This is a genomic window from Kitasatospora sp. MAA4, assembly GCF_029893355.1.
GTDB lineage: Bacteria > Actinomycetota > Actinomycetes > Streptomycetales > Streptomycetaceae > Kitasatospora.
The window spans coordinates 63836-77021 of sequence record NZ_JARZAI010000013.1; the positions used below are offsets into that span (position 1 = coordinate 63836).

Annotated in this window: 10 protein-coding genes; 9 read left to right on the forward strand and 1 reads right to left on the reverse strand. The window is 71.2% G+C overall.

Going from position 1 to position 13186, the window contains the following annotated elements; all coding sequences use genetic code 11:
• The first annotated feature begins 241 nt into the window (after positions 1 to 241).
• The 9 genes from P3T37_RS18715 (at position 242) to P3T37_RS18755 (ending at position 11518) form a co-directional block, all read left to right on the forward strand.
• Positions 242 to 2059 (forward strand): 3-hydroxybutyryl-CoA dehydrogenase, encoded by a 1818-nt coding sequence (locus P3T37_RS18715; RefSeq protein WP_280724851.1) that lies wholly within the window; start codon positions 242 to 244, stop codon positions 2057 to 2059.
• 176 nt (positions 2060 to 2235) lie between these two features.
• Entirely contained in the window at positions 2236 to 3117 is an 882-nt protein-coding gene (locus P3T37_RS18720; RefSeq protein ID WP_280724852.1) for a TetR family transcriptional regulator, read from the forward strand.
• Between the two features lie 301 nt (positions 3118 to 3418).
• On the forward strand, positions 3419 to 4789 hold the full coding sequence (gene ccrA, locus P3T37_RS18725; protein WP_280724853.1) for a crotonyl-CoA carboxylase/reductase: 1371 nt from the start codon (positions 3419 to 3421) through the stop codon (positions 4787 to 4789).
• On the forward strand, positions 4789 to 6810 hold the full coding sequence (locus tag P3T37_RS18730; RefSeq protein ID WP_280724854.1) for a protein meaA: 2022 nt from the start codon (positions 4789 to 4791) through the stop codon (positions 6808 to 6810). The genes ccrA and P3T37_RS18730 overlap by 1 nt, the downstream gene beginning before the upstream one ends.
• A complete protein-coding gene (locus tag P3T37_RS18735) occupies positions 6804 to 7766 on the forward strand; it encodes a CoA ester lyase (RefSeq protein WP_280725000.1) in 963 nt (320 codons plus the stop codon). The genes P3T37_RS18730 and P3T37_RS18735 overlap by 7 nt, the downstream gene beginning before the upstream one ends.
• 2 nt (positions 7767 to 7768) lie before the next feature.
• The gene (locus tag P3T37_RS18740; RefSeq protein WP_280724855.1) at positions 7769 to 8272 is read left to right on the forward strand and encodes a MaoC family dehydratase; all 504 of its coding nucleotides are present in this window, start codon (positions 7769 to 7771) and stop codon (positions 8270 to 8272) included.
• Positions 8273 to 8399: 127 nt separating this feature from the next.
• Positions 8400 to 9602 (forward strand): acyl-CoA dehydrogenase family protein, encoded by a 1203-nt coding sequence (locus P3T37_RS18745; protein ID WP_280724856.1) that lies wholly within the window; start codon positions 8400 to 8402, stop codon positions 9600 to 9602.
• A gap of 346 nt (positions 9603 to 9948) precedes the next feature.
• Positions 9949 to 10641, forward strand: coding sequence for a phosphatidylserine decarboxylase (locus P3T37_RS18750; RefSeq protein ID WP_280724857.1), 693 nt, complete (start codon positions 9949 to 9951; stop codon positions 10639 to 10641).
• A complete protein-coding gene (locus tag P3T37_RS18755; RefSeq protein WP_280724858.1) occupies positions 10628 to 11518 on the forward strand; it encodes a CDP-alcohol phosphatidyltransferase family protein in 891 nt (296 codons plus the stop codon). Before P3T37_RS18750 ends, P3T37_RS18755 begins: the two co-directional genes overlap by 14 nt.
• 147 nt (positions 11519 to 11665) lie before the next feature.
• Here the strand turns inward: P3T37_RS18755 and P3T37_RS18760 are convergent, their stop codons facing one another.
• Positions 11666 to 13171, reverse strand: a complete 1506-nt coding sequence (locus tag P3T37_RS18760; protein ID WP_280724859.1) for a hypothetical protein — start codon at positions 13169 to 13171, stop codon at positions 11666 to 11668.
• Between the last annotated feature and the right edge of the window lie 15 nt (positions 13172 to 13186).

The window sequence follows — 13186 nt, forward strand, 5'->3', positions numbered from 1 at the left end:
CCCCATGCCTCGCTTCTGCGGGCTCCCCGTTCCATCGAAACGCGGAGCCCCTGAAGCGCACCAGGCGAATCTCCTGACCAACCGACTAGGAGTCAGGCACGTGACTCCTCCCCCGCACGGACTGCGGGGGCTTCTCACTCAACCGCTGAAGCGGCCTCATGACGGCCAAGCCCTGACCGGCTCCAGAAGAGCACCGGAAGCCTAGCAGCCACGGTCAGGCCTCCCCGGAAGGACGAGCACTATGCAGGCTCCCGAGAACCCGACCTCCCAGCCCGATTCCCGAGTCGAGCGTCCCTTTCCCACCGTCGCCGTCGTCGGCCTCGGCACCATGGGCGCCGGCATCGCCGTCGCCATCGCGCGCAGCGGCCGCCGGGTGCTCGGCATCGAGGCCGACTCCGCTGCTGCGGACCGGGCGCTGGCCCGGATCCAGGAGGCCACCGCGCACGCCGTCGAGCGCGAGCGGCTCACGTCGCGGGAGCGCACCGAGCTGCTCGAGCTGATCACCGTCGGCGAGCGGCTGGACGCTGCCGCCGCGGCCGATCTGGTGATCGAGGAGGTTCCCGAGCAGCTGGAGCTCAAGCGGGAGATCTTCGCCGAGCTGGACCGGATCTGCCCGCCGCAGACCGTGCTGGCCACCGGCACCACCTCGCTCTCGGTGACCCGGATCGCCGCCGCGACCGGCCGCCCGGAGCGGGTGCTGGGCCTGCACTTCTTCAACCCGGTGCACGCGATGAAGCTCGTCGAGGTGGTCCGCACCGTTCTGACGGCCAGTCAGGTCGCCGACGAGGCCGCCGCGTTCGCCCGCGAGCTGGGCAAGGAGCCGGTGGCGGCGGGCGACAAGGCCGGGTTCATCGTGAACGGCCTGCTGTTCGCCTACCTGAACCAGGCCGCGGCGATGTACGAGTCGCGCTACGCCACCCGCGAGGACATCGACGCGGCGATGCGACTGGGCTGCGGCCTGCCGATGGGCCCGCTGGCGCTGCTCGACCTGATCGGGATCGACACCGCCCGCACCGTCCTGGAGGCGATGTACGAGCAGTCCAAGGACCGGCTGCACGCCCCCGCCCCGATCCTGGGCCAGCTGGTCGCGGCCGGGCTGCTGGGCCGCAAGACCGGCCGCGGTTTCTACAGCTACGAGGCGCCGGGCTCGTCCCGGACGGTCGCCGAGGCCGGCGCCGCGGGTGCGGCGGCGGTCGCCGGGCGCGACGTGCGCTCCGTCGGGGTCTGCGGCTCGGGGACGATGGCCACCGGCATCGCCGAGGTCTTCGCCAAGGCCGGATTCCCGGTGACGCTGGTCGCCCGCAGCCAGGAGAAGGCCGACAAGGCCAAGGGCCAGCTGGCCCGTTCGCTGGAGCGCTCGGTGGAGAAGGGCCGGCTGACCGCCGACCAGCGGGACGCCGCGCTGACCCTGGTCACGCCGTCCGGGCAGCTCGCCGACCTGGCCGGGGTGGACCTGGCGCTGGAGGCGGTGGCCGAGGACCTGGCGGTCAAGCGGGAGCTGTTCGCGAGCCTGGACAAGATCTGCAAGCCGGGCGCGGTCCTGGCCACCACCACCTCCAGCCTGCCGGTGATCAGCTGCGCCACCGCGACCTCGCGGCCGCAGGACGTGATCGGCATGCACTTCTTCAACCCGGCGCCCGCGATGAAGCTGGTCGAGGTGGTCTCCACCGTGCTGACCTCGGCCGATGTCACGGCGACGGTGCTGGGGCTGTGCGCCACCGTGCGCAAGCACCCGGTGGAGTGCGGGGACCGGGCCGGGTTCATCGTGAACGCGCTGCTCTTCCCGTACCTGAACGACGCGGTGCGGATGCTGGAGGAGCACTACGCCACGGTCGACGACATCGACACCGCGATGAAGCTCGGCTGCGGCTACCCGATGGGCCCGTTCGAGCTGCTGGACGTGGTCGGCCTGGACGTCTCGCTGACCATCGAGCGGGTGCTGCACCAGGAGTTCCGCGAGCCGGGCCTCTCCGCCGCACCGCTGCTCGAACACCTGGTCGCGGCCGGCTGCCTGGGCCGCAAGACCGGCCGCGGCTTCCGCGACCACGCACGCCGATGATCGGCGGCGAGCCCCGAGCGCCGATGCAGCCCGAGCCGGTGACCCGGCCCGCCTGGGGTGCCGGGGCGGTCTCCTCCCGCTGGCCGCGCCCCGCGGTGAGCCCGGGAACGCCCCTTCGGCAGCCGATGCCGACGAGGGCTGCAACCGGGGTCGGCCGGGCGTGTAGCGTTCCGGGCATGGATCGGGATCAGTCTTCCGCCGGGCAGGACACTGCACGCCCGGCCGCCGAACCGGGACCGGGCAGCCGCCGGGCCGCGGCGCAGCGCCAGCAGATGCGTCAGGACCTGGCGGCCTCGGCGATGGAACTGTTCGCCACCCAGGGGTACGAGGAGACGACGGTCGATCAGATCGCCGCCGCCGCCGGGGTGGCCCGGCGGACCTTCTTCCGCTACTTCCGGTCCAAGGAGGAGGCGATCTTCCCGGACCACGACGACACCCTGGTCCGGGTGGCCGACCTGCTGGCCAGCTCGGCGCCCGACGAGCACCCGCTGGACGTGGTCTGCCGCGGCATCAAGGAGGTGCTGCGGATGTACGCCTCCACCCCCGGCGTCTCGGTGGCGCGCTACCAGCTGATCCGCCAGGTGCCCGCGCTGCGCGAGCGCGAGATCGCCGTGGTCGCCCGCTACGAGCGGCTCTTCACCCGCTACCTGCTCGGCCGCTTCGACGCGGCCGAGGACATCCCGCCGAGCTGGCAGCGCGGCGGGGACGACGACTCGATGCTCGCCGAGGTGTCGGCGGCGGCGGTGGTCGCGGCCCACAACCACGTGCTGCGGCGCTGGCTGCGGGCCGGCGGGCGCGGGGACGTGGAGGCCCAGCTCGATCACTCGTTCGAGGTCATCCGGGGCACCTTCTGGGCGACCACGCCGCGCAGCGTCCGGCGGCGTGGCACGACTGTGGCACCCGGTGCCAACGGGGACACCGCGACGGGCCTGGAGTCCGTGGCCACGAGCGCACTGAGTGCCACCCCGGCCGGTGAGGTACTCATCACAGTGGCTCGCACCGATGCCCCGCTGGAGATCGTGCTGGACAGCATCAGAGCGGCCCTGAGCAGGTCGTAAACGCAGAATCAAGGCCCGTTCCGGTACGCCGGGGCGGGCCTTTCGGCTACCCGGGAGGGGATCCGCGGCCGGTCGGAAATTCATGGCACCCAGTGTCTTTACGAGTGGCACAGGGTGCCAGTAGCTTGTTACTCACCAGTCGCGGCGCCGCGGCTCCCCACCTCGGCGCGCCGTAGTCAGGCGTCCCCACACCCCGGGGGCGAGACCACCCCACCCCGACCCTCAGCGAAGCCGGTGTCCGCTCCCGGCTCCCCCAGACGCCCTGTGCGCCCTCGACACAGGTACGCCTTCGGAGGCAGCCATGCAGGAAATCCTCGACGCCATCCTCAGCAACAACGCCACCTCGGCGGACTACGCGGCCCTGAAGCTGCCGGAGTCCTACCGCGCGGTGACGCTGCACAAGGACGAGGAGCAGATGTTCGCCGGCCTCGACAGCCGCGACAAGGACCCTCGCAAGTCCCTTCACCTCGACGACGTCGCGCTCCCCGAGCTCGGCCCGGGCGAGGCCCTGGTCGCCGTGATGGCCAGCGCGGTGAACTACAACACCGTGTGGAGCTCGATCTACGAGCCGGTCTCCACCTTCGGGTTCCTGGAGCGCTACGGCCGCCTGTCGCCGCTGACCAAGCGCCACGACCTGCCGTACCACGTGCTCGGCTCCGACCTCGCGGGCGTGGTGCTGCGCACCGGCGCGGGCGTCAACGCCTGGAAGCCGGGCGACGAGGTCGTCGCGCACTGCCTGTCCGTGGAGCTGGAGAGCTCGGACGGCCACAACGACACGATGATGGACCCGGAGCAGCGCATCTGGGGCTTCGAGACCAACTTCGGCGGCCTGGCCCAGCTCGCGCTGGTGAAGACCAACCAGCTGATGCCCAAGCCCGCCCACCTCACCTGGGAGGAGGCCGCCTCCCCCGGTCTGGTCAACTCCACCGCCTACCGGCAGCTGGTCAGCCGCAACGGCGCGGGGATGAAGCAGGGCGACAACGTGCTGATCTGGGGCGCCAGCGGCGGCCTCGGCTCGTACGCCACCCAGTACGCGCTGGCCGGCGGCGCCACCCCGATCTGCGTGGTCTCCAGCGAGCAGAAGGCCGACATCTGCCGGGCGATGGGCGCCGAGGCGATCATCGACCGCAGCGCCGAGGGCTACAAGTTCTGGAAGGACGAGAACACCCAGGACCCGCGGGAGTGGAAGCGCCTGGGCGGGCGGATCCGCGAGCTGACCGGCGGCGAGGACGTGGACATCGTCTTCGAGCACCCGGGCCGCGAGACCTTCGGCGCCTCGGTCTACGTCACCCGCAAGGGCGGCACCATCGTCACCTGCGCCTCGACCTCCGGCTTCATGCACCAGTACGACAACCGGTACCTCTGGATGTCGCTCAAGAAGATCGTCGGCTCGCACTTCGCCAACTACCGCGAGGCCTGGGAGGCCAACCGGCTGGTCGCCAAGGGCAAGATCCACCCGACCCTCTCCAAGGTCTACCAGCTGGAGCAGTCCGGCCAGGCCGCGCTCGACGTGCACCAGAACCGCCACCAGGGCAAGGTCGGCGTGCTCTGCCTGGCCCCGACCGAGGGCCTGGGCGTGCGCGACGAGGAGCTGCGCGCCAAGCACCTGCCGGCGATCAACCTCTTCCGCGAGCTTGACGAGCGGAACATCAAGCACAGCCGGGACATCTGATGCCCGCCCAGAAGCGCGACCGCCCCTGGCTGATGCGGACCTACGCGGGCCACTCGACCGCGAGCGACTCCAACGCGCTGTACCGCAAGAACCTCGCCAAGGGCCAGACCGGCCTCTCGGTCGCCTTCGACCTGCCCACCCAGACCGGCTACGACTCGGACCACATCCTGGCCCGCGGCGAGGTCGGCCGGGTCGGCGTCCCGGTCGGGCACGTCGGCGACATGCGCACCCTGTTCGACGGCATCCCGCTCGAGCAGACCAACACCTCGATGACCATCAACGCCACCGCGATGTGGCTGCTGGCGATGTACCAGGTGGTCGCCGAGGAGCAGGGCTCGGACGTCTCCAAGCTCACCGGCACCACCCAGAACGACATCGTCAAGGAGTACCTGTCGCGCGGGACGCACGTCTTCCCGCCCGGCCCGTCGGTGCGCCTGATCACCGACATGATCGCCTACACGGTCGGCACCCTGCCCAAGTGGAACCCGATCAACATCTGCAGCTACCACCTCCAGGAGGCCGGGGCGACCCCGGTCCAGGAGATCGCCTTCGCGATGTGCACGGCGATCACCGTGCTGGACGCCGTCCGCGACTCCGGCCAGGTGCCGGCCGAGCGGATGGGCGAGGTGGTCGGGCGGATCTCGTTCTTCGTGAACGCGGGCGTGCGGTTCATCGAGGAGATGTGCAAGATGCGCGCCTTCGCCCAGCTCTGGGAGAAGGTCACCACCGAGCGCTACGGCATCCAGGACCCCAAGCAGCGCCGGTTCCGCTACGGCGTACAGGTCAACTCGCTGGGCCTGACCGAGGCGCAGCCGGAGAACAACGTCCAGCGGATCGTGCTGGAGATGCTCGCCGTCACCCTCTCCAAGGACGCCCGTGCTCGCGCTGTCCAGCTGCCCGCCTGGAACGAGGCGCTGGGCCTGCCGCGGCCGTGGGACCAGCAGTGGTCGCTGCGGATCCAGCAGGTGCTGGCCTACGAGTCGGACCTGCTGGAGTACGGCGACATCTTCAACGGCTCCGCCGTGATCGAGGGCAAGACCGCCGAGCTGCTGGCCGGCGCGGAGGCCGAGATCGCCAAGGTGATGGAGATGGGCGGGGTGATCCCCGCCGTCGAGAGCGGCTACCTGAAGTCCGCCCTGGTCACCTCGCACGCCGAGCGGCGGGCCCGGATCGAGGCCGGCGAGGACAGCATCGTCGGGGTGAACTGCTTCGACACCACCGAGGTGAACCCGCTCACCGCCGACCTGGACGCCGCCATCATGGTGGTCGACCCGGCCTCCGAACAGGCCGTGCTGGCGGGCCTGAAGGCGTGGAAGGCCGATCGGGACGAGGCCGGCGTACTGGCCGCGCTCGACCACCTCAAGGCGGTCGCCCGGACCGACGAGAACCTGATGGCAGCGACGCTGGCCTGCGCGCGGATCGGGGTGACCACCGGCGAGTGGTCCTTCGCGCTGCGCGAGGTCTTCGGCGAGTACCGCGCCCCCACCGGGGTGGGCGGCGCGCCGGTCGCGGTGGCGGCCGAGCCGGGCGGCGAGCTGGCGGCCGTCCGCGAGGCGGTGGCCGCCACGGCCGCCGAGCTGGGCGCGGGCAAACTGCGGCTGCTGGTCGGCAAGCCCGGTCTGGACGGCCACTCCAACGGCGCCGAGCAGATCGCCGTGCGGGCCCGCGACGCCGGGTTCGAGGTGGTCTACCAGGGCATCCGCCTGACGCCCGAGCAGATCGTCTCGGCGGCGGTCGCCGAGGACGTGCACTGCGTGGGCCTGTCGATCCTCTCCGGCGCCCATCCGGAACTGGTTCCGGACGTTCTGCGGCGACTGCGCCGCGCGGGGGTGGAGGATGTCCCGGTGATCGTCGGTGGCATCATCCCAGCTGCCGACGGCGAGGCCCTGAAGGCCGCCGGCGTCGCCGCGGTGTTCACCCCGAAGGACTTCGGCATCACCACCATCATCGGCCGGATCGTGGACGAGATCCGGCTCGCCAACAGGCTCAGCCCCTTCAAGAAAGAGACCCTCACATCGTGACAGTGAACCGTCTCCGCCCCCGCCGTTCGTGCCTGGCCGTGCCCGGGAGCAACCCCCGCTTCCTGGAGAAGGCCCAGGGCCTGCCCGCCGACCAGGTCTTCCTGGACCTTGAGGACGCCTGCGCCCCGCTGGTCAAGGAGAGCGCCCGGCACAACATCGTCGACGCGCTGAACAACGGCGACTGGGGCAAGAAGACCAAGGTCGTCCGGGTCAACGACTGGACCACGCACTGGACCTACCGCGACGTGGTCACGGTCGTCGAGGGCGCCGGGCCGAACCTGGACTGCATCATGCTGCCCAAGGTCCAGGACGCCACCCAGGTCAAGGCGCTGGACCTGCTGCTGACCCAGATCGAGAAGACCATGGGCTTCGAGGTCGGCAAGATCGGCATCGAGGCGCAGATCGAGAACGCCAAGGGCCTGGTGAACGTCGACGAGATCGCCGGCGCCTCGCCGCGGCTGGAGACCATCATCTTCGGCCCGGCCGACTTCATGGCCTCGATCAACATGAAGTCCCTGGTGGTCGGCATGCAGCCGCCCGGCTACCCGGCGGACGCGTACCACTACATCCTGATGCGCATCCTGATGGCGGCCCGGATGCACGACCTGCAGGCCATCGACGGCCCGTTCCTGCAGATCCGCAACACCGACGGCTACCGCGAGGTGGCCGGCCGCGCCGCAGCGCTCGGCTTCGACGGCAAGTGGGTGCTGCACCCGGACCAGGTCGGCGCCGCGAACGAGATCTTCTCGCCCTCGCAGGAGGACTACGACCACGCCGAGCTGATCCTGGACGCCTACGACTGGTGCACCTCGGAGGCAGGCGGCGCGAAGGGCTCGGCGATGCTCGGCGACGAGATGATCGACGAGGCCTCGCGCAAGATGGCCCTGGTGATCGCGGGCAAGGGCCGGGCGGCCGGCTTCCAGCGCACCTCCAAGTTCGAGATCCCGGAGGCGTAGTCATGCAGTTCGGACGCACCTACGAGGAGTTCGAGGTCGGCGCGGTCTACAAGCACTGGCCTGGGAAGACCGTCACCGAGTACGACGATCACCTCTTCTGTCTGCTGACCATGAACCACCACCCGCTCCACATGGACACCAACTATGCGGAGAAGACCACCGACTTCGGCAAGAACGTGGTGGTCGGCAACTACATCTACTCGCTGCTGCTGGGGATGTCCGTGCCGGACGTCTCGGGCAAGGCGATCGCCAACCTGGAGATCGAGTCGCTGCGGCACATCGCGCCGACCTTCCACGGCGACACCCTCTACGGCGAGACGCTCGTGCTCGACAAGTGGCCGTCCAAGTCCAAGGACGACCGCGGCATCGTCTACGTCGAGACCAAGGGCTACAAGCAGGACGGCACGGTCGTCTGCATCTTCCGCCGCAAGGTGATGGTGCCGACCGCGACGTACACCACGGCCCGCGGCGGCGAGCAGCCCGGCCGCCCGGAGCCGCTCTCCTAGACCACCGGTCGGAGGGGCCGCCGTCATCGGCCGCTCCCACCGGTCGGGGCTCCGCGAACGTCACGCTTCGCGGAGCCCCCCACCCTCTTCTTCGCTCTTCCCTCTTCTAGACATTCGGAGCCGCACGATGGGACGCCTCGCACAGACCGACGGCCTCACCGAGATCCAGCGGGACATCCTCGCCACCGTGCGGGACTTTGTCGACAAGGAGATCATTCCGGTCGCCACCGAGCTGGAGCACAAGGACGAGTACCCGACCGCGATCGTCGAGGGGATGAAGCAGCTGGGCCTCTTCGGCCTGACCATCCCCGAGGAGTTCGGCGGACTCGGCGAGTCGCTGCTCACCTACGCCCTGGTGGTCGAGGAGATCGCCCGCGGCTGGATGTCGGTCTCCGGCATCGTCAACACCCACTTCATCGTGGCGCACATGATCAACGCGCACGGCACCCAGGAGCAGAAGGAGTACTTCCTTCCGCGGATGGCCGCCGGCGAGATCCGCGGCGCGTTCTCGATGTCGGAGCCGGGCCTGGGCTCGGACGTCGCGGCGATCTCCACCAAGGGCGTGAAGGACGGCGACGACTACGTCCTGAACGGCCAGAAGATGTGGCTGACCAACGGCGGCACGTCGACCCTGGTCGCGGTGCTCTGCAAGACGGACGAGGGCGGCAACACCCCGTACCGCAACATGACCACCTTCCTGATCGAGAAGACCGCCGGGTTCGGCCCGAACCCGACCGTGCCCGGGCTGACCGTGCCCGGCAAGATCGAGAAGATGGGCTACAAGGGCGTCGACACCACGGAGCTGGTGCTCCAGGATGTGCGAATTCCGGCCAATCGTGTGCTGGGCGGAGTCCCCGGCAAGGGCTTCTACCAGATGATGGACGGCGTCGAGGTGGGCCGGGTCAACGTGGCCGCGCGCGGCTGCGGCGTCGCCCGGCGCGCCTTCGAGTTGGGCATCTCCTACGCCCAGCAGCGCTCCACCTTCGGCAAGAAGATCTGCGAGCACCAGGCGATCCAGTTCAAGCTGGCCGAGATGGCCACCAAGGTCGAGGCCGCGCACCAGATGATGGTGATGGCCGCCCGCAAGAAGGACAGCGGCGAGCGCAACGACCTCGAGGCCGGAATGGCCAAATACCTCGCCTCCGAGTACTGCAAGGAGGTCGTCGAGGACGCCTTCCGGATCCACGGCGGCTACGGCTTCTCCAAGGAGTACGAGATCGAGCGGCTCTACCGCGAGGCCCCGATGCTGCTGATCGGCGAGGGCACCGCGGAGATCCAGAAGATGATCGTCGGCCGCCGCCTGCTGGAGGAGTACAAGCTCGCCGAGTAGCGGTTCGCCGGGGTACCAGCAGGTCACAGGGCTCGTGTCGGGGGACACGCGCCCTGTGGCTGCTTCCGCACGCCCCCGCGCTTCACCCGTGGGGCTGAGAGATCGCTCACGGATCTTGGCAGACCCCTTGGGGACGGGACGCCGGGCGGCTACGGTCGTATACATAGCGCGCGCACAGCGGCCCGGCTGCGGACAGTTGAACGAGCAGGCGGGTTGCCCACCCACCACCTGCTCCCGATAGCATCCACCGGGACAGCAGCTGTCCCTTTCTCACCCGATCCCCGCGGTGGCCCCCGTGCAGCGGCCATACTGTGCCAAGCCCCAGGGCCCGCGACAAAGGTCTTCGATGCCCATCAGCCCGTCCCCTCACACCTCCGTCACGGATCGCGATGCCCTCGCCCCCGAGACGGCCGGCCGGCGACCCCGCGTGACCATCGCGCGCGGAGCCACCCCCTGGTTCGTCCCGACCCTGGCCACCGCAGCCCTCACCACCGCTCTCACCAGGCGGAACGGCAAGTGGGCCGTGGCAGCGGTCCCGGCCTGCGCGCTGAGCGCGGGCATGCTGTGGTTCTTCCGCGACCCCGAGCGTGAGATCGGCACCGGCAGAGTGATCTCGCCGGCCGACGGAGTGGTGCAGAGCATCGACGCCTGGCCGGACGGCCGGACCCGGGTCGCGATCTTCATGAGTCCGTTGAACGTCCACGTCAACCGGGCCCCGCTGCCCGGCACGGTGACCTCCGTCGAGCACATCGCCGGTGGTTTCGTGCCCGCGTTCAACAAGGACAGCGACCGCAACGAGCGCGTGGTCTGGCACTTCGACACCGAGCTCGGCGACATCGAGATGGTGCAGATCGCGGGCGCCGTGGCGCGCCGGATCGTGCCGTACACGGCCGCCGGGACCAAGGTCGAGCAGGGCGAGCGGATCGGTCTGATCCGCTTCGGCTCCCGCGTCGACACCTACCTGCCGGCCGGCGTCGAGGTCGGCGTCACGGTCGGCCAGAAGACCACCGCGGGGGTGACACGCCTTGACCGTGACTGATCCCGAAACACTGGTCGGACTGAGCGAGTCGGACGAGACCGAGCTGCGTCGGCGCCGCTGGGCGCGCGACCGCGAGCTGCGGGCTCCCCGCTCGCCGCAGACCCTGTCGACGGCCGATTTCCTGACCCTCGGCAACGCCGTCTGCGGCTTCCTGGCGATCTACTCGATCACCACGAACATGCTCATCCCGCACATCAACGGGAGCGACGGCTCGGCCGGCGGGGTCGTCCGGCACGGCGCGGCCACGGCCGTCACGCTGCTGCTGCTCGGCTCGATGTGCGACCTCTTCGACGGCCTGGTGGCGCGCAAGCTGCGCTCCTCCGCGCTCGGCGCCGAGCTGGACAACCTGGCCGACCTGATCAGCTTCGGGATCGCGCCGGCCTACTTCGTCGCGGTCTGGGGCATCGTCTCGCCCGGCGGCAAGCAGGGGCTGTCCGCGTTCATCGCGCTCACCGTGCTGCTGGCGGTGGTGCTGCGGCTGGCCCGGTTCTCCACCGTCAAGATGCGTCCCGGGGTCTTCCAGGGCATGCCCTGCCCGATGGGCGCGATGACGGTGATCGCCATCGTGCTGCTCGACCCGCCGTTCCTGGTCGGCCTGCTGGCGATCTTCGGCGTGGCGTACCTGATGGTCAGCCAGGTCGAGTACCCCAAGCCGCAGGGCCTGCTGGCCACCGCCACGCTGGCCTGGATCGTCGTGTCGATCGGCTGCCTGGCCGCCTGGGCGACCGGTCTGCCGGGCGGCGACGTGCTGATGCACGTCGGTGCCGTCGCGCAGATCGCGCTGGCCGCGATGGCGCCGCTGCTGGTCATCCGCCGCAAGGTCGGCCAGAAGGTCGGCGACGTGCGCGCCCGCCGCGCCGAGAACCGCGGCTGCTGATCACGCGTTCCAACGCGAAGTGCCCCGCCGGATCCTGGATCCGGCGGGGCACTTCGCGTTGCGGCGTCGGCGGGGCGCTGAGAGGGCTGGTGGCTCCCGGTTCGGCCCCGCACCCCACCCGCGTGCGCGGGGGGCGTGCAGAGGCCCTCAGGCGCCGCCGCGGTGGACGCTGAAGGCGGAGCGGCGGGCGGCCCGGGCGACCGCGGCGTCCGGGTGCACCCCGGCGACCGCCGTCAGCACCGAGGCCGCGCGGGCGTGGCCGGACTGCCGGGCCCGGGCGAACAGCCGAACCGGGTCGCCGGCGCTGGCACCCTCCACGTGGCCCACCAGCAGCTCGGTCTCCCCGTGGTCGAGCACCGCGGCGGCGGTGTCCACCCAGAGCCAGGCCGCGTCCTCGGCGCTCAGCACGTCGGACGGCACCACGCCGCCCTCGTCCAGCTGCTCGGCCAGCCAGAGCAGCGCGTACGGGCGCAGCACGGCCTCGTCCACCGCGGCCCGCACCCCCTGCTCGGCCGTCCCGCCGGCCACCCGCAGGGCCTCGAAGGCGAGGCCGCGCAGCAGCGCGTCGTCGCCCCGGGCGGCCTCCAGGAGCTCGGCCACCGCGCGGTCCACCGGCCGGGCCGCGACCCAGGCCCGGTACTCGGCGCGGGCCGGCCCCGGCGAGTAGTTGGCGCAGGCGTCCAGCAGCTCCAGCGCGCTCTGCTCGATGTGCCCGGCGGCGGTCTGCGCGACCGTGCAGATCTCCTCCAGCTTGGCGCGCACCGCCCAGTGCCCCAGCGGGGAGAGCTCGGCGGCCTCCGCCGAGCGGACCACCGCGCCGACGGCCGCCAGGCCGTCCAGCATCCAGTCCAGGACGGCGGCGATGTCCGAGGGCGCGGGCGGGGTGTCGATCTGCGGCTCGCGGCAGGTGCCGCGGACGGCCGAGACGGCGGAGGCCGCGTGCGGGACGGGCGAGAGCGTCGCGAAGCCCGTACCGGCGCCGTGCCGGCGCTCGTCCAGGCCGCGGCGCAGCAGCTCCATCAGCTCGCCCTCGGCCACCGGGCCGTCCACCAGGTGCAGGAAGGACAGGAGTTGCGGTGCCTGGTCGACGGCCTGGCCGGCGAGCACCGCGAAGACGCCGCGCAGGGCGGCGGGCGGGACGGGGGCGAGCAGCGTCCAGGCGTCGAAGAGCGCGGACCAGCCGCGCAGGACGGCCTCGTCGTCGCGCTCCCAGGCGTGCAGGCGCCAGCCGGGGGCGGCGCCGCCGTCGCGCGGCTCGACCAGGCCGACCAGCAGAGCCTGGCCCCAGGCCTTGGCCGCGGCGCCGACCGTCATGGCCAGCGCCCGGCCGGCCGCCCGGGCGTCATCGGGCAGCAGTTCACCGCGCTTGTCGACGGCGTCGAGTTCGCCGGCCCAGCGCGCGATGCGGACCGCGTCGGCCAGCATCCGGCGCGCCAGCGGCGCGAGTTCGGCGGGTACGGGGAAGCCCTCGGGCACCGGGACCCGGCCGCGGCCGGGGGCGGGCCTGGGGGTTCGGCGTCGGGGTACGCCGGGACCGGCCGGCAGCGCGGTATCCGCGCGGGGGGCCGTACCGGGTAGACGGGTCACCGTCGCGCCGGTACCCATGGTCGGCGGGAGCGGGGCATCACGGTCGCGCGGGTTCCGAGACGTCACGCCGTGCAGTCTTCC